Genomic DNA, 16,443 nt, shown 5'->3' with positions numbered 1-16,443 from the left:
GCGGAGCGCCACGGGGCGTGCGGATGGTGGCTCAATCCATCCGCGCCGCTTCCTGGCTCAATGGAAGCGGATATCCAAACCAGCGCCTCGCGGCGCTCCGCTGCCCCTCATCAGCACAACGCCCGCAGGATGAGCCTGCGGGCGGGGAAGACTCTTGCGCGAGGGAGGTGCATCGGCTGGTGTCGTTGCCTGAAAGCATTGCGCCACACACCGGCGAAACCGGTGCCGTTCGGCTCGCTCGTTCCGGCACGGCGTTGGCGTCGCGGCTCAAAACCCGTGGATCGCGATGATGATCCCGAAGGCGAGGGTGAACAACAGGCCAGCCGAGGTCGGCGCGGTCACGACGAAGGCGGCCAGGACCGGATGGGGGTTCCGCCACGCCAGCGCCGCCGCCGAGACCGCGATCACGGGCAATGCGACGAAATAGGCCAGTGTGAGCCGCGCTTCGGCGTTGAAGTCGAACCCGTTGCGGATGACGGATGGCAGCGTCTCGAGCCATCCCAGCATCCAGCATGCGGCCACAGCGAGAATTGCACCGCGCAGGTCGCGCCGGGCGGCAAGCACGAAGGCCACCCCGGCGGCCATGAGCTGGAGCGCGCCTGTTGCGGGAACGATCCAGCGCTCAATTCCCGTATAGAGATTCGGCACCCCGAAGAACGGCAGCAGCAGCGAGGACAGCCCAAAATAGGCCGCAAGCGCGGCTGACAGGATGAGAAGCAGCCAAGCCGCCCTGTCGAAGAGCGAGCTGCCGTCGGGCCCGACGTTCGCCACCGCTACCTCGCTCGGCCCGGAGCGCGGAACCTTCCGAAAGGTTGCGGCTCGAGTGCCTTTGCCTGACCGTCCCCTACGATCCTTTGCCTAGATAACGGCCAACGCATGCACCTGCCAAGCCGCGCGAAGGGGCGCACGACGTTCGCGGGATGGAGAATTTGCACCCCGGCCTTTGCAACCGGCATTGCGACGCCTATTTCGCCTCTTTCCCTCGGAGCAAGACCCATGCGGTTCGCGATCCTGCCCGCTCTTTGCGCCCTCGCTCTGCTGACCGCCGGCTCCGCCCGCGCCGAGACGCTGAAACCCGAGCGCAAGATCGAAGCGACCTCCGATTTCGACGGCAAGAAACGCAAGGCCGCCAAGGACATCAGCGGCATCGCCTGCCGCCCGCCCGCCGGCGGCGAATATCGCTGCCTTGTCGTCAACGACGAGAGCAAGGCAGCCCAGTTCGCGACGCTGACGCAAGGGGCGATCAAGCCGGAGCGCAGCCTGCCGCTCATCGGTGACACGACGCCTGCAGCGCGCGGGCGCCAGCCGGCGATCGGCTGCCCGAAGCCCGGCGGCTTTGGCGAGTTCGACGGCGAGGGCGTCGCCTATGCCGACCGCGTCTTCTACGTCGTCGGCTCGCATGGCTGCTCGCGCCATAGCGGCGAGTACCGCCCCTCCTCCTTCCTGCTGGCGCGCATCGCAGCCGGTAACGGCCAGGCCGGCACCCCGGAGCTGAGCTGGCGCGTCGCCGATCTCCTCGCCGCCGCCGGCGAGGTCGCGCCCTATCTCGGCAAGCCGCTCGACGAGAAGACCAACGGCCTCAATATCGAAGGCGTCGCCGTGATCGGCGACCGGCTCTGGCTCGGGCTGCGCGCGCCCTCGCTCGACGGCCGCGCCTTCCTCGTCGGTGGCAGCCTCACGGAGCTGTTCAAGCCCGGGAGTGAACCGGGGACGGCAAAGCCGCAGCTCCTCGCCTTTCCTGCGGGAGCACAGCGCGGCGTGCGCGACCTTGCCCCGCTCGCCGATGGCCGCCTGCTCGTCCTCGTCGGCCCGGCGCAGGAGCAGGAGGTACCCTATGCCATTCTGCTGCTCGACCCGGCCGAGCCCGCTACCATCCGCCAGCTTGGCGAGCTGCGTCCGCGTGAGGACGCCAAGGCTGAAGCCCTCACTGTGCTCACCCAGGAACGCGATGAGCTGCGCGTCCTCATCGGCTATGACAGCGTGAAGAATGGTGGCTTCGAGGAATACCGGCTGAAGCTGCGCTGATCGGGCAGCGCGCTTTCCAGCCGCAGTCGGGCATGCGATGCGCTGGGACATGAGCTTCCTTGCGCGCCTCGATTCGCTCGTCTCCCGCTATCTCGCCGAGGTTGTCGGCCCACGCGAGCGCCTCGCGCTGCTGCGCTGGCAGATCGCCGAACACCATCCGCTCGACGCGCGCGAGACCATGCCCGGCCATGTCACGACCAGCGCCTTCGTGCTCTCGCCCGACCATGCGCAGGTGCTGCTGATCGACCATGTCGTGATCGGCCGCTGGCTCCAGCCCGGCGGCCATTACGAGCCCGCCGCGGCCTTCCACGAGTCGGCGCTGCGCGAAGCGGTGGAGGAGACCGGCGTTGCCGAACCCGCGCTGCATCCCTGGCATCGCGGCGGCGACCTGCCCTTCGCCATAGACAGCCACGAAGTGCCCGGCAATCCGCGCCGGAGCGAACCGCCGCATATCCATCACGACCTGCAATATCTGTTCATCGCCGACCCCGCCCTGCCATTGATCGCCCAGGAAGAGGAGGTCCACGCCGCGGCCTGGAAGCCGATTGCGGAACTGGCGGAGATTGCGCCCGTGGCCTTCGCGCGCCTGCGCGCCCCGCGCTTTGCAGGCTGATCCGGTCGGCTGTTGCTCATTCGCAACAATGTAACGATATGATCCTGCGGTCGGCCATCTACTATTGCGACTCATTCGCATTTGCGTACGGTGGGCTCAGTCAACAGGATCGCCAGCCATGCTGAAGCCCGCCGCCTTCGCTCTTGCCGCCTCTAGCCTGCTCTCGCCAGCTTTTGCCGCCGATCTCCCCTCGCGCAAAGGCGCGCCTGTCGCGCCGCCGGTGCTCTCGGCCTGTACCGAGAACGAAGGCATCCCGACCGACGCCTTCGGCTTCACCACTGGCTCGGACGTCGCCGAGGTCGGCTCCTTCGGCGCGAGCCTGACCTATAATGGCGGCTTCGGTGTTCGCGACGGCCGCCAGGCCGCGCATGGCCTGCAGCTCCAGGGCTCCTATGGCCTCTTCCCCTGTTTCGAGATCGGCCCCTATCTGCTCGGCGGCTTCACCGACGCGACCATCGCCGATACCAAGGCAGACAACCGCAGCGCCGGCGCCGGCGTCGAGATGAAATACCGCCTGCTCGGCCGCGACCTGCATGGCATCGGCCTCACCATCGTCGTCGATCCCAGCTTCAACCGCACCGACCCGACCGGTGCCGGCAACTTCACCACCTACAACACCGGCATCCGCCTCTTCGCCGACAAGACGCTGGTTCCCGGCAAGCTCTATGCCGCGCTCAATCTCTCGCACGACCTGACCTGGACGGGCCCGAGCCCCTATCTGCGCTCCTCGACCTTCACGGTCGGCGGCTCGCTCGCCTGGCAAATGCTCGACGGGCTCTATCTCAGCGGCGAAGTCCGCCATCAGCGTCGCCACAGCGAGCTCGGCTTCGGCAAGGAGGCCGGCTACGCCACCTTCGCCGGCCCCGGCATCTTCTGGCAGGCGACCAAGCAGTTCGCCATCTCGGCAGCCTACAACGTCCAGATCGCCGGCAAGGCCAAGGGCCAGCCGGGAGATCTCGACATCACCAATTTCAGCCAGCATCTGGTGAAGGTGAAAGCGGCCTACAGCTTCTGACGAGGCAACCCGGATTTTATTGCGCCGGTTCACGGATTGCGGACCCTGCGGCCCAGACGCTAAGACGGGACGGTCTTCAATCGTGGATATCGGCAATGGCGCGCGACGAGGCCGGAAGCGGCACATCGGACAAGGCCGGAATGATCTGCCGGGCGCTGCGTCGCGCCATCATCGAGCGGGCGCTCGAACCCGGCGCGACATTGCCGGAAGACGCGCTGGGTGAGCGCTTCGGCGTCAGCCGCACGCTCGCGCGCCATGCGCTCGGCCAGCTCGCCGCCGAAGGGCTGGTCGAATTGCGCCGCAACCGCACCGCCGTGGTGGCGACGCCGAGCTGGCAGGAAGCGCGCGACACCTTCGACATCCGCATCGAGCTCGAGCGACTCGTCGTGCGCCAGCTCGCCGGCCGGCTGAGCAAGGCGCAGCTGGCGACCTTGCGCGCCCATGTCGACGCCGAGGATGCGGCTCGCGGCGGTGCCGATGCGATCTCGATCCGGCTCGCGACCGAATTCCACATCCTGCTCGCTAAGATGACGGAGAGCCCGATCCTCATCCGCTATGTCAGCGAGCTCGCCTATCGCTGCTGCCTGATCCTGTCGCTGTACAGCCGGCCGCACTCCTCGGAATGCGGCGTCAACGAGCATCGCCTGCTGATCGAGGCGCTCGCGAGCGGCGACAGCGAGAGTGTGATGAAACTGATGCATCACCATCTCGACTCTGTGGCGGAGCGTGCGCTCGTGGCGGAGGCCAAGCCGCGTGAGCGCGACATCATGGCGATCCTCGCACCTTATGCGGAACCGCCGGCTCCAGCCGGGAAGATCCCGCGGAAACGCGCACTCAAGGCGGCCGAATAAGCCCTGCCGCGAAGACAGTGGGCGAATTGACCCCGCCGCATTTCCGCCCTACTCGTGAACGCGACGGTTCCCTCACGGGATCAAAAGGGAACGCAGTGCGGATGGCTTGGCCATCTCATGCTGCGGCTGCCCCCGCAACTGTAAGCGGCGAGCCTTTCGCCATACGCCACTGGGACCTCGGCCCTGGGAAGGCGGCGAAGGGCAGCGACCCGCGAGCCAGGAGACCTGCCGTCAGCCGTGGTCACACGCGAACACATCGGCCGGGGTGCGCTGATGGGTGGTAGAACCGCGCGCGCCCGGTTTCGGGAGCGGGTGGGGACATCTCGTTCGCGGTGACGTGCCACTGACGTTACCCGCCGAGGTTTCCCGTGTTCCGTTTGCCAAAGCCCGCCAGGAGCGGGCGTTCGCCCCTTGCCCTCTTCCTGCTCACCACTTCGATCCTGCTGGCGCCGCTTTCCGCACTGGCGCAGTCGGGCGAAAAGCCGATCGCGCTCGACGAGCTCGTCGTCAGTCCGACCGGCGTGCCGACCCCGGCGAGGGAGATCGCCAGCTCCGTCACCGTCGTCACCTCCCAGGAGATCGAGCGCCAGCAGCGCCGTACCCTGCCGCAGGCGCTCGCCGCCGTGCCCGGCCTCAACATCGTCCAGATCGGCGGGCCGGGCGGACAGACCTCGGTCTTCATGCGCGGCACCAACTCCAACCATGTCAAGGTGCTGATCGACGGCATCGAGGCGAACGATCCCTCGACGCCGAACCGCTCCTTCGATTTCGGGTCGATGCTGACCAACGATATCGAGCGGATCGAGGTGCTGCGCGGCCCGCAGAGCGGGCTCTACGGCGCCAATGCGCTCGGCGGCGTCATCTCGATCACCAGCAAGCACGGCGAAGGCCCGCCCAAGGTGACCGCCACGGTCGAGGCCGGCTCGCACGGCACCTTCAACCAGTCGGCCGGTTTCAGCGGTGGCGATGACCGCTTCAACTACGCCTTCAACGTCGCGCATATGCGCAGCGACTCGACCGATTCCGTGCCCTCGAAGCTGATCCCGCCAGGTGTTCGGGTGAAGCCCAACACCTATGACGCCTATACCTATTCGGGGCGGCTCGGCGTCGCGCTCAGCGACACGCTGAGCCTCAACTGGGTCGGCCGCTACACCGACGGGCAATTCCTCTCGACCTATGACATGGGTTTCCCGGGCCAGCCGACGCCCTTCCGCTCGCGCTTGAACTATGCGCAGGCCTTCACGCGCGGCGAGGCTGTCTGGGATCCGCTGGACGGGCGCTTCATCAACCGCTTCGGCGTCTCCTATTCGAATCAGGATCGCAGCTATCGCAGCCCGAACGGCTTCGGCCAGCTCGGGCTGCCCGCGGAAAATCTCGGCGAGCGCGTGAAGTTTGACTGGCGCGGCGACCTCGAGCTCGCCAAGGGTCACAGCCTGATCATGGGCCTGCAATACGAGCGCGAGCGGCTCGACACGCCGAGCCTCACCGCCTCGAATGGCAACAAGGGCGCCTTCCTGGAATACCAGGCCAATATCGCCGACAGCTTCTTCCTGGCGGCGAACGTCCGGCACGATCATGACGACAGTTATGGCGGCTATACCACCTACCGCATCGCACCGGCCTATATCATTCCGCAGACTGGAACCAAGCTGAAGGCGAGCTATGGCACCGGCTTCAAGCCGCCGACCCTGGCCGAGCTCTTCATCGACTACCGGCCGGGTTTCAACTTCTTTGGTAATCCCAATCTGAAGCCGGAAAAGAGCCGCGGCTGGGATGTCGGCTTCGAGCAGCCCTTGCTCGATAACCGCTTCCGGTTCGGAGCAACCTGGTTCCACAACGATATCGACGACCTGATCGTCACTAATCTGACGCGCGATTCCTACGCCAATGTCGGCCGCGCCACGACCAAGGGCGTCGAGGCCTTCGCCGCGCTCGAATTGACGCCGCAGTTCAAGGTTCGCGGCGACTACACCTTCACGCTGGCGAAGGACGAGGTTTCACGCTGGGAGCTGCTGCGCCGGCCGCGCCACAAGGCGAGCCTGACCGCGAGCTGGATGCCGATGGAGAAACTCACCCTGTCTGCGACACTGATCTATGTCAGCTCCTGGATGGACGGCAACCGCGACTTCTCGGTCTCGCGGCTGCGCGCGCCAGGTGCAGCGATCGTCAATCTCGCCGCCGAATACAAGGTCGACGAGCGCTATACCGTCTTCGGCCGCGTCGACAATCTGTTCGACAGGCGCTGGGAAAACCCGACAGGCTTCCTGGTGCCGGGCCTCGGCGCCTTCGGCGGGATCAGGGTGAACCTGTGAGGCGACGGGCCGCCCTCGCGCTCGGCCTCTGGCTGACAACGTTCGGCGGCTCCGCCCATGCGGACGATGCGCCGGCCAAGCCGCAGCGCATCGTCTCGCTCAACATGTGCACCGACGAGCTGGTGCTGCGGCTGGCGTCACCGAAGCACGTCGCCTCGGTGACCTGGCTGTCGCAGGATCCGCGCAACGCCAACATGGCTGCGCGCGCCCTGACGATCCCGGCCAATCACGGGCTGGTCGAGGAGGTGCTGGCGCTGAAGCCCGATCTCGTCATCGCCGGCGCCTATACGACGCGCGCGACCGTCGCGCTGCTGAAGCGCGTCGGGGTGCCGGTCCGCGAGTTCGGCGTGCCGAGCAACCTCGCCGAAATGCGCCAGCAAATCCGCGACATGGCCAAGCTGCTCGGCGAGCAGCAGAACGGCGAAGCCCTGATCGCCGGGATCGATGCCCGCCTCGCGGCACTGGCCGACCGCCCTCGCCCGGCGCATCCGCGCGCGATCGTACTGCGTCCGAACGGCTTCACCACCGGGCGCGGCTCGCTCGTCGACGAGATCCTGACGGCGGCGGGGCTGACCAACCTCGCCGCCGAGCTCGGCATCGACAATTACGGCCAGATCGCGCTTGAAACCGTCGCGCTCGGCAAGGCCGACATCCTGATCCTCAACACCACGCCGGACAGCCCGCCCTCGCTGGCCCACGAGATCCTGCATCACCCTGTCCTAGCCCGCCTCGGCGACCGGCTGAAGCTCGTCGCCCTGCCCGCGAAGCTCTGGACCTGCGCCGGTCCGGCGGTGATCGACGCGATCGAACTGCTGCTCGACGCGGCCGCGCCAACCTCTGCCGGACCCAAACCATGAGCGCCTTGGCCGTGCCCTCCCCCGCATCCGACCGGATGTCCTATTGGCGGCTCGTCACCCTGCTGGCCGCTGCGACGCTCGCCATGGCGGCGCTCTCGCTCGCCGTCGGCTATGCACGGCTCGACCTCTTCGCCGCGCTCGGCGACTGGCTCGCCGGCCGCCAGAGCCTGCCCGCGCTCGTGCTGGTCGAACTGCGCCTGCCGCGCGCCATCCTCGGTGCGCTCGTCGGCTTCAGCCTCGGCCTCGCCGGCGCGGCCATGCAGGGGCTGCTGCGCAATCCGCTGGCCGAGCCCGGCATCGTCGGCATCTCAAGCGCAGCCGCCCTCGGCGCCGTCACCGTGTTCTATTCCGGCTTCGCCGGCGCCTTCGCGCTGGCCCTGCCGCTCGGCGGCATCGCCGGGGCGCTGCTGGCGGTACTGTTGCTCTTTGCGCTCAATGGCCGCGGTGCCGGCACGATGACGCTGATCCTCGCCGGCGTCGCGATCAACAGCTTCGCCGGAGCGATGACGTCGCTCGCGCTCAACCTCGCGCCCAATCCCTATGCCGCACTGGAGATCGTGTTCTGGCTGATGGGCTCGCTCGCCGATCGCAGCCTGATCCATGTCTGGCTCGTGCTGCCGCTGATGCTGGCAGGTTGGATCCTGCTTCTCTCCAGCGCGCCGGCGCTCGACGGGCTCACGCTCGGCGAGGACACCGCGCGCAGCCTCGGCTTCGACCTGACCTGGCTGCGGGTGCGATTGATCGGCGGCGCAGCGCTCGCGGTCGGCAGCGCCGTCGCCGTCACCGGAGCGATCGGCTTCGTCGGGCTCGTCGTGCCGCATCTCTTACGCCCGCTGGTCGGCCACAAGCCTGGCCGATTGCTGCTGGTCAGCGGCTTCGGCGGCGCGATCCTGCTGCTCGCCGCCGACACGGCACTGCGGCTGATGCCGATCCGGCCCGAGCTCAAGCTCGGCGTCGTCACCGCTTTGATCGGGGCGCCCTTCCTGTTCAGCCTGATCCAACGCCTGCGGCGGGAGGCGTGATGCGTATCGAAGCGAACGGCATCGCGATCACCTTCGACGGCAAGCCGATCCTCGCCGGGATCGACCTTGCCCTGCGCCCCGGCGAGCTCGTCGGCCTGATTGGCGCGAACGGCGCCGGCAAGACGACCTTGCTGCGCATCCTCGCCGACCTGCTGCCGCCAACGGCAGGTAAAGTTCTCTATGATGGCAAGCCGGCAAGAGCGCTGGGGCGCCGCGCTCTCGCGCAGCGGCTCGCCTTCCTCGCCCAGGGCGGCAGCGTGCAATGGCAGATGCGGGCGGAAGCCGTCGTCGCGCTCGGCCGCCTGCCGCATCGGCGCCCCTTCGCCGACCTGACCGAAGCCGACCACACCGCCATCAGCAACGCCTTTGCCGCCACCGATTCCAGCGCCTTCCGCGAGCGCAACCTGGGTAGCCTCTCGGGTGGCGAGCGCATGCGGGTGCTGCTGGCGCGAGCGCTCGCCGTCGAAGCCGAGATGCTGCTCGCCGACGAACCACTGGTCGGGCTCGATCCGCGCCATCAGCTCGAAGCGATGGCACTGTTCAGACGGATCGCCGCTGCCGGCACCGGGGTCGTCGTCGTGCTGCATGATCTCGCGCTGGCTGGACGCTTCTGCGACCGGCTGGTCCTGCTCGATGGCGGCCGCATCCTCGCCGACGGCTCGCCGGCCTCGGTGCTCGACGACGGCAACCTCGCCCGCGCCTTCGGCATTGCAGTCGCACGTGGCGATCGCAACGGCGAACAATTCGTCCTGCCCTGGCAGGCTCTGGACCATGGAGAACCCCGCCGATGACGGCAAACGACGTGACCGGCCTGATCCGCGACGAGCTCGCTGCAGCGACGACGCAGTGGAATCTCGGCACCTTCGGCGCGATCGCCGAATTCCTGCGCGATCCCGGGGAGCCGGTTGAGCTCGGTGACGAGCCGGGACGCCTCTTCGCCGTCACCGATCGCGGCGGCATCGGCTTCGACGATCTCTCTGAGGTCAGGCTCTTCGCTTCGGAGACCGCTGTCGGCTCGGGCTGGAGCCATCGCGTCGCATTGTGCTTGCCGGAAGCCGCCTGCGCCATGAACCGGCGCAGCGTCCTCACAGAGCTCGGCCCGGACATTGGAGCACTGCGGCCGCAGGACCGCGCCGGCATCCTGTTCGACATGGGCCTCGGCACGCTGCAGGTCGATATCTGCATCCGCACAGGCGATCCCGCGCTGATCACGACCTTGCGCTCCGTCGCCGGCCGGAGCCTGTTCGAAGCCGGCAATCCGGCGATGGGGGCGATCATCGCCAAGGGACCGCATCGCGTCTTCATCGCGCGCGCCGGCCGCTGCGAGGTCTACCAGCCGATCCCACCGGCCGACGGTAGGAGCCCGGAAGGGCCGCACACTCATGTCCTGCCGCAATTGCTGCGCAACGGCCGCACCCATGCGGCAACCGAGCCGGTCCCGAGCGGCTGGGTACCCTTCGCCCATCTCGTGCCGGCCCATCCGCTGAAGGATGCAATGGCCCGGCCGCGGCCGTGGGATGCCTCGGCGCATGAGCATTTCCAGGCGCTCCTCGCCGCTACTGGTGATCCGGAACTCGCAGCGTTGAAGCAGGAGGTTCTGACGGCGATCCACTCCGGCTCCGACCCCGCGAATTTCCGCGAGCCGGCAAACAAATTCGCCCGCCACACCTTGCGTGTCGCGCTGCGGCAGTTGCGAGCCGGCCCGCCACTGCCCGGCCTGTCGCGCTGGCTCGAGGCCTTCGACAAGCGGGAACCCGCGAACGAGGACGGCGCCGATGCTTACGGCCATGCCTAGCCGGCAGGGCCCACCGCTCATCTCACCAATCGTCTTTCGAACTTGTCGAGGCTAGAAGAAGGAAGCCTCATTCGGACAGGTGTCGGATATGACGTTGCGACTGAGCCGTTTCACCACCTTGATCGTCTGCATTCTGGTCGCACTCGTCACGGTCCCGCTGGCCTTCCGCTACAACTGGTTCTGGCTGCCCGGCCTGCTGGCAACGGCGCTGGCACTGCTCGGCCTCTGGGACCTTGCCCAGACCGAGCACGCGATCCGGCGCAACTACCCGGTGATCGGCCATATCCGCTGGTTCGCCGAGCTGGTCCGCCCGGAGCTGCGCCAGTATCTGTTCGAGGCTGACGAGGAGGCGGCGCCGTTCTCGCGCTCGCAGCGCTCACTGGTCTATCGCCGGGCCAAGAACCTCGCCGGCGATCACCCGTTCGGCACGCTGCTCGACGTCTACCGCGACGGCTACGAGTTCATCGGCCATTCGACCCGGCCAGCGCCGGTCTCCGATCCCGAAAGCTTCCGCATCACCATCGGCAACGACCAGTGCCGCCAGCCCTATTCGGCTTCCGTCTTCAACATCTCGGCAATGAGCTTCGGCTCGCTCTCCGCCAATGCGATCCGGGCGCTCAACACCGGCGCCCGCCTCGGCCGCTTCAGCCACGACACCGGCGAGGGCAGCATCAGCCCCTATCATCGCGAAGGCGGCGGCGACATCGTCTGGGAGGTTGCCAGCGGCTATTTTGGCTGCCGCGACGACAAGGGCCGCTTCGATCCCGAGCGCTTCGCCCGGCAGGCAGTCGATCCCCAGGTCAAGATGATCGAGATCAAGCTGAGCCAGGGCGCCAAGCCCGGCCATGGCGGCATCCTGCCGGCGCCGAAGGTGACGCCCGAGATCGCGGCGACCCGCGGCGTGCCGGTCGGGCAGGATTGCATCTCGCCGCCGAGCCACAGCGCCTTCTCGACCCCGCTGGAGATGATGGCCTTCATCGCCCAGTTGCGCGAGCTCTCGGGCGGCAAGCCGATCGGCTTCAAGCTCTGCCTCGGCCACCCCTGGGAGTTCATGGGCATGGTCAAGGCGATGCTGGAGAGCGGCATCGTGCCCGACTTCATCGTCGTCGACGGCGCCGAGGGCGGCACCGGCGCCGCCCCGGTCGAGTTCAGCGACCATATCGGCCTGCCGATGCGCGAGGGCCTGCTCTTCGTCCATAATGTGCTGGTCGGCGCCGGCCTGCGCGACAAGGTCAGGATCGGCGTCGCCGGGCGCATCGTCAGCGCCTTCGACATCGCCAGCGTGCTCGCGATCGGCGCCGACTGGGCCAACGCGGCGCGCGGCTTCATGTTCGCGCTCGGCTGTGTCCAGTCGCTGTCCTGCAACACCAATCGCTGCCCGACCGGGGTCGCGACGCAGGATGCCGTCCGCCAGCGCGCACTCGTGGTGCCGGACAAGGCGCAGCGCGTCCATCGCTTCCATGCCAACACATTGAAGGCACTGGCCGACATGCTGGCGGCGGCCGGCCTGACCCATCCGGAGGAGCTCGGCCCGCACCACCTGGTGCGCCGCGTCAGCGCCACCGAGATCCGGCTGTTCTCCGACCTGCACGTCTTCCTGCAGCCCGGCGAGCTGGTGAGCGGGCTCTGCGAGCACGCCTTCTATCGCCGCAACTGGGACCTTGCCCGCGCCGACAGTTTCGACCGGCGTGCGTGAGCGCGGCCCTCTGACCGCCATCGGCACAATCCGCCGGCAAACCCGTCTGTCATAGCTCTGTCCTCGGGCAAGCCGACTGGTCCCTGGGCCAGCCTGCGCCGGAATCGACGCATTGTCGACGGCTCGGCACGCAGCGCCGGCATCGCCATCGGCAGCTCCGGACGTCTCCGAGCAAACGCACCGGCTTGACTCTCCAATCAATCCATTCGACGTTTCCAAAACGTTTTGGAGACTGGTTTTGAGCTCTCTCAAGGCCCTCGCGCGACATCTCGGGCTCTCGATCACCACGGTGTCGCGGGCGCTGGACAACTATCCCGACGTTGCTCCCGCCACCCGCGAGCGCGTCCACCGGGCTGCGCGCGAAGCCAACTACCGGCCGCACAGCGCCGCCCGCCGGCTGCGCAAGGGCACCGGCGAGACCGTCGCCTTCGTGCTGCCGGCACAGCCCGGCCATTTCCACGAGCCCGTCTTCGCCGAACTGCTCGCGGCCATCGGCGAGCACCTCGCCACCCAGCACCACGATCTCATCCTGCTCGCGGCGCGCCCGGGCCTGGAGGAGATGGCGACCTATCGCCGCCTGGTCGAGAGCGGCCGCGCCGACGCCTTCATCCTCGCCCGCACCCGCCGCAAGGACGACCGTGTCGCCTATCTCGAAGCCAAGGGCGTGCCCTTCATCTGCCATGGCCGGACGGAGACGAAGCAGCCCTATGCCTTCGTCGACGGTGATGGTGAAGCCGGCTTCAAGGCGCTGACGAGCCGGCTGATCGGGCTCGGACATCGCCGGATCGGCTACCTCTCGGCCCCCTCCTATCTCACCTTCGCGACGCTACGCGCCGCCGGCTGGCGCCAGGCCATGACCGAGGCCGATCTGGCGGAGACGGCACAGCGGCTCTTCGCCGAGGACGAGCCGACTGAAGAAGGTGGCCATCGCCTGGCAGCCGAGATGCTGGCTGCCGAACAACCGCCGACCGCGCTCGTCTGCGCCACCGATCGGATGGCGCTCGGCGCCATGCAGGCGGTGGTGGAGGCCGGTCTCGTCATCGGCCGCGACATCGCGGTCACCGGCCACGACAACATCCCGGCTGCCTCCTATGCGCGGCCGGGCCTGACCACCATGGCGCTGCCGCCGGCGCAGGTCGGCACCCGGCTCGCCGAGATGGTGCTCGCCCGCCTCGGCGGAGCCGATGCACGCGACCTCACGACGATATTCGACCTGCGCCAGATCCCGCGGGGATCAAGCGCCGAAGCCTGAACGAGGGCGGCCGACATGAGCCGTCCCGCAACCGATCGGATCGGGGAGGAAACGATGAAGCGCATTCTGTCCGGCGGCACAGCCGCCGCCATCCTGCTGTCGGCGACGCTGGCCGCAGCCCAGGACGTGACCTTCCTGTCGACGCAGCTTCGCCCCGTCGAGGAGGCGCAGAAGGTCCGGCAGGTCCTGCTCAAGGGCGTCTCCGGCCCGGTCTCCTATCTGGTCGAGGAGCCGCCGCAATTCGACGTGCGCATGAAGGCCGAGGGCAAGGCCGGCAAGCGCACGATCAGCCTCGCCGGCGCCCTCCATGGCGAATTGCAGCCGCTCGTCACCTCCGGAGATCTCGACACGCTCGACGATGTCGCCGCCAGGCTGGCCGATCGCGGCATCCCGCCGGGACTGCTGGAGCTGGGCAAGCTCGGCACCGGCAAGCAGGTCTACATTCCGTGGATGCAGGCGACCTACATCATGGTCGCGCGCAAGGAGGCGCTCGCCTCGCTGCCGGCCGGCGCCGACGTCAACGCGCTCACCTATGACCAGCTCGAAGCCTGGGGCAAGGCGCTGACCGAGAAGACCGGCAAGCGCCTGATCGGCTTCCCCGCCGGGCCGAAGGGGCTGATGCCGCGCTTCTACCAGGGCTATCTCTACCCGTCCTTCACCGGCGGCGTGGTGACCCAGTTCCGCTCGGCCGAAGCCGAGGCGATGTGGGGCAAGTTCAAGAGCCTCTGGCAATACGTCAACCCGAACTCGACCAGCTACGACTTCATGCAGGAGCCGCTGATGGCCGGCGAGGTCTGGGTCGCCTTTGACCATGTCGCCCGCGTCAAGGATGCGCTGGTGCAGGAGCCCGACAAATACGTCACCTTCCCGGCGCCGGCCGGCCCCAAGGGCCGTGGCTATATGCCGGTGATCGCCGGCCTCGCCATTCCCAAGGGCGCGCCCAACCGCGCCGGCGCCGCTGCGGTGATCGAGCATCTGAGCAAGCCGGAGACGCAGGTGAAGACCGCGGCCGAGGTCGGCTTCTTCCCGGTGGTGAAGGCCGAATTGCCCGCCGATCTCTCGCCCGGCATCAAGCTGATCGCCGAGGGCGTCGCCAAGACGCAAGGGACCAAGGACGCGCTGCCGGCACTGCTGCCCGTCGGCCTCGGCGACAAGGGCGGCGAGTTCAACAAGGTCTTCTCCGACAGCTTCCAGCGCATCGTGCTGCGCGGCGAGAACCCGCGCGCCGTGCTCGACGCGCAAGCGGTCGTCCTCAAGGGGCTGATGGAGGCGACCAAGGCACCGTGCTGGGCCCCGGACAAGGCAAGCGAGGCCGCCTGCCCGGTCAACTGAGGCTGCTTTGATGAGCGCGACCTCGCGACGCCTGCCCTATCTGCTGCTGGCACCTTCGCTCGTCTTCCTGACGGCGATCTTCCTCGTGCCGCTGGCGCAGACGGTCGCGCTCTCCTTCAGCGAGAACGGAGTGCCCTCGCTCGCCAATTACCGGCGGATGCTCGGCGATCTGAATTTCGGCCAGGCACTGCGCAACACCTTCCTGCTCGTCCTCGTCGTCGTGCCGATCCAGCTCGTCATGGCGCTGGCGATGGGCGTGATGATCGAGAAGATCGGCCGCGGCCGCGATCTCGTGCTCTGGGTCTGGACGATTCCCCTCGGCGTCTCCGATCTCGCCGCCGGCCTGGTCTGGCTCGCGATCCTGCAGGACCGCGGCTATCTCAACAGCGCGCTCTTCGGCCTCGGCCTGATCGACGGGCCGACCGCCTGGCTGACCTACGAGACCCCCGGCACGCTCTTCCTCGCCGTGGTGCTGGCCGAGGTCTGGCGCGCCACGGCGATCGTGCTCGTCATCCTCGTCGCCGGCATGCAGCTGATCCCGAAGGAGTATCGCGAGGCGGCGGAAATCTTCGGCGCCCGGCCCTGGACGATCTTCCGGCGCATCACCCTGCCACTGCTCAAGCCAAGCCTGCAGACCGCGCTGATCCTGCGCACCGTGCTCGCCTTCGAGGTCTTCGCCGTGGTCTACGCCATCGGCGGCACCAATTTCCCGGTCCTGGTCGGCGAGGCCTACACCTGGCAGAACGCCAACCAGAACACCGGCGTCGCCACCGCCTATGCCATGCTGATCGTCGTGATCTCGCTGGCTGCGACTGTGATCTATCTGCGTGCCCTGCGCGTGCCGCCGGAGCAGCAGCCATGAGCGCGCTGAAACGCACCGTCTTCTGGACCGGGGTCGCCGCGCTCTGCGCCTGGGTGCTGCTGCCGATCTGGCTGATCGCGCTGGGGGCGCTCGGCGGCCGCACCGGCGTCTTCCGCTGGCCGAAATCGCTCTGGCCGGGCGAAGCATCCTTTACGGCACTGCAGAGCTTCCTTGCGGTCGAGGGCGTCTGGCACGCCATGGCGAACAGCGTCATCGCCGCCCTCACCTGCATGGCGCTCTCGATCGGGCTCGGCGCGCCGGCCGGCTACGCCCTGGCGCGCTTCTCCTTCCGCGGCCAGAACACCTACAGGCTGCTGATCCTGCTCACCCGCGCCTTCCCGCTCGCCATCCTGGCGCTGCCGCTGACTGTCGCCTTCATCCGCATCGGGCTCTACGACACCGCCTTTGGCGTCGGGCTGGTCCATACCGCGCTGGCGCTGCCCTTCGCCGCGCTGGTCTCGGCCAGCCTGTTCCAGGCGATCCCGCGCGAGCTCGAGGAAGCTGCCTGGGTCTTCGGCTGCAGCCGCTGGCAGGCTTTCCGCAAGGTGGTGCTGCCGCTGGCCCTGCCCGGCATCGCCGCCGCGGCGATCTTCGCCTTCGTCATCTCCTGGAACGAGGTCTTCGCTGCCTCGGTGCTCTCGGTGAAGAACCGCACGCTCACTGCCTATCTGCTGACGGTATTGGCGGAATCGCCGCTGCATTTCCGCTTCGCCGGCGGCTTCCTGCTGATCCTTCCCTCGCTCGCCTTCATCTTCGCGGTCCGGAAATACCTGTTCGCGATGTGGGGCATCGCCAACCGCTGACGGGAACC

General features: G+C 67.9%; 15 protein-coding genes and 1 riboswitch. Of the genes, 14 read left to right on the top strand and 1 reads right to left on the bottom strand.

Features of this window, described 5'->3' with window-relative positions:
* Window positions 1-267: 267 nt before the first annotated feature.
* On the bottom strand, window positions 268-771 hold the full coding sequence (locus ACWIGM_RS24940) for a hypothetical protein (RefSeq protein ID WP_454028655.1): 504 nt from the start codon (window positions 769-771) through the stop codon (window positions 268-270).
* A 225-nt stretch (window positions 772-996) separates the two neighbouring features.
* Between ACWIGM_RS24940 and ACWIGM_RS24935 the strand changes: the two genes are divergently transcribed.
* The 14 genes from ACWIGM_RS24935 (at window position 997) to ACWIGM_RS24870 (ending at window position 16,435) form a co-directional block, all read left to right on the top strand.
* Entirely contained in the window at window positions 997-2,025 is a 1,029-nt protein-coding gene (locus ACWIGM_RS24935) for a DUF3616 domain-containing protein (RefSeq protein ID WP_454028654.1), read from the top strand.
* Window positions 2,026-2,074: 49 nt separating this feature from the next.
* Entirely contained in the window at window positions 2,075-2,638 is a 564-nt protein-coding gene (locus ACWIGM_RS24930; protein ID WP_454028653.1) for an NUDIX hydrolase, read from the top strand.
* 118 nt (window positions 2,639-2,756) lie between these two features.
* Entirely contained in the window at window positions 2,757-3,653 is an 897-nt protein-coding gene (locus ACWIGM_RS24925) for a hypothetical protein (protein WP_454028652.1), read from the top strand.
* A gap of 95 nt (window positions 3,654-3,748) precedes the next feature.
* Entirely contained in the window at window positions 3,749-4,504 is a 756-nt protein-coding gene (locus tag ACWIGM_RS24920; RefSeq protein WP_454028651.1) for a GntR family transcriptional regulator, read from the top strand.
* 49 nt (window positions 4,505-4,553) lie between these two features.
* Window positions 4,554-4,751, top strand: a riboswitch (cobalamin riboswitch).
* 121 nt (window positions 4,752-4,872) lie between these two features.
* On the top strand, window positions 4,873-6,816 hold the full coding sequence (locus ACWIGM_RS24915; RefSeq protein WP_454028650.1) for a TonB-dependent receptor plug domain-containing protein: 1,944 nt from the start codon (window positions 4,873-4,875) through the stop codon (window positions 6,814-6,816).
* Window positions 6,813-7,673: an ABC transporter substrate-binding protein gene (locus ACWIGM_RS24910; protein ID WP_454028649.1), complete on the top strand. Its 861-nt coding sequence runs from the start codon at window positions 6,813-6,815 to the stop codon at window positions 7,671-7,673. The genes ACWIGM_RS24915 and ACWIGM_RS24910 overlap by 4 nt, the downstream gene beginning before the upstream one ends.
* Complete coding sequence (locus tag ACWIGM_RS24905; protein WP_454028648.1) at window positions 7,670-8,695, top strand: FecCD family ABC transporter permease; 1,026 nt, start codon at window positions 7,670-7,672, stop codon at window positions 8,693-8,695. The genes ACWIGM_RS24910 and ACWIGM_RS24905 overlap by 4 nt, the downstream gene beginning before the upstream one ends.
* A complete protein-coding gene (locus ACWIGM_RS24900; RefSeq protein ID WP_454028647.1) occupies window positions 8,695-9,486 on the top strand; it encodes an ABC transporter ATP-binding protein in 792 nt (263 codons plus the stop codon). Before ACWIGM_RS24905 ends, ACWIGM_RS24900 begins: the two co-directional genes overlap by 1 nt.
* A complete protein-coding gene (locus ACWIGM_RS24895) occupies window positions 9,483-10,490 on the top strand; it encodes a DUF6925 family protein (RefSeq protein WP_454028646.1) in 1,008 nt (335 codons plus the stop codon). The genes ACWIGM_RS24900 and ACWIGM_RS24895 overlap by 4 nt, the downstream gene beginning before the upstream one ends.
* 88 nt (window positions 10,491-10,578) lie before the next feature.
* Complete coding sequence (locus ACWIGM_RS24890) at window positions 10,579-12,186, top strand: FMN-binding glutamate synthase family protein (RefSeq protein WP_454028645.1); 1,608 nt, start codon at window positions 10,579-10,581, stop codon at window positions 12,184-12,186.
* A 238-nt stretch (window positions 12,187-12,424) separates the two neighbouring features.
* Window positions 12,425-13,438, top strand: a complete 1,014-nt coding sequence (locus ACWIGM_RS24885) for a substrate-binding domain-containing protein (protein ID WP_454028644.1) — start codon at window positions 12,425-12,427, stop codon at window positions 13,436-13,438.
* 54 nt (window positions 13,439-13,492) lie between these two features.
* Window positions 13,493-14,770 carry an ABC transporter substrate-binding protein gene (locus ACWIGM_RS24880; protein ID WP_454028643.1) on the top strand — a complete coding sequence of 426 codons (1,278 nt, stop codon included), beginning with the start codon at window positions 13,493-13,495 and terminating at the stop codon, window positions 14,768-14,770.
* 10 nt (window positions 14,771-14,780) lie between these two features.
* Window positions 14,781-15,632, top strand: coding sequence for a carbohydrate ABC transporter permease (locus tag ACWIGM_RS24875; protein WP_454028642.1), 852 nt, complete (start codon window positions 14,781-14,783; stop codon window positions 15,630-15,632).
* Entirely contained in the window at window positions 15,629-16,435 is an 807-nt protein-coding gene (locus tag ACWIGM_RS24870; RefSeq protein WP_454028641.1) for a carbohydrate ABC transporter permease, read from the top strand. The genes ACWIGM_RS24875 and ACWIGM_RS24870 overlap by 4 nt, the downstream gene beginning before the upstream one ends.
* The last annotated feature ends 8 nt before the right edge of the window (window positions 16,436-16,443 follow it).

This window comes from Allobosea sp. NPDC055332 (assembly GCF_053645455.1).
This window is presented reverse-complemented; position numbering and strand designations above follow the sequence as displayed.

Coding starts and splice junctions, on each gene's coding strand:
- ACWIGM_RS24935 (WP_454028654.1), top strand. CDS start 997: ATGCGGTTCGCGATCCTGCCCGCTCTTTGCGCCCTCGCTCTGCTGACC.
- ACWIGM_RS24930 (WP_454028653.1), top strand. CDS start 2,075: ATGAGCTTCCTTGCGCGCCTCGATTCGCTCGTCTCCCGCTATCTCGCC.
- ACWIGM_RS24925 (WP_454028652.1), top strand. CDS start 2,757: ATGCTGAAGCCCGCCGCCTTCGCTCTTGCCGCCTCTAGCCTGCTCTCG.
- ACWIGM_RS24920 (WP_454028651.1), top strand. CDS start 3,749: ATGGCGCGCGACGAGGCCGGAAGCGGCACATCGGACAAGGCCGGAATG.
- ACWIGM_RS24905 (WP_454028648.1), top strand. CDS start 7,670: ATGAGCGCCTTGGCCGTGCCCTCCCCCGCATCCGACCGGATGTCCTAT.
- ACWIGM_RS24900 (WP_454028647.1), top strand. CDS start 8,695: ATGCGTATCGAAGCGAACGGCATCGCGATCACCTTCGACGGCAAGCCG.
- ACWIGM_RS24895 (WP_454028646.1), top strand. CDS start 9,483: ATGACGGCAAACGACGTGACCGGCCTGATCCGCGACGAGCTCGCTGCA.
- ACWIGM_RS24890 (WP_454028645.1), top strand. CDS start 10,579: ATGACGTTGCGACTGAGCCGTTTCACCACCTTGATCGTCTGCATTCTG.
- ACWIGM_RS24880 (WP_454028643.1), top strand. CDS start 13,493: ATGAAGCGCATTCTGTCCGGCGGCACAGCCGCCGCCATCCTGCTGTCG.
- ACWIGM_RS24875 (WP_454028642.1), top strand. CDS start 14,781: ATGAGCGCGACCTCGCGACGCCTGCCCTATCTGCTGCTGGCACCTTCG.
- ACWIGM_RS24870 (WP_454028641.1), top strand. CDS start 15,629: ATGAGCGCGCTGAAACGCACCGTCTTCTGGACCGGGGTCGCCGCGCTC.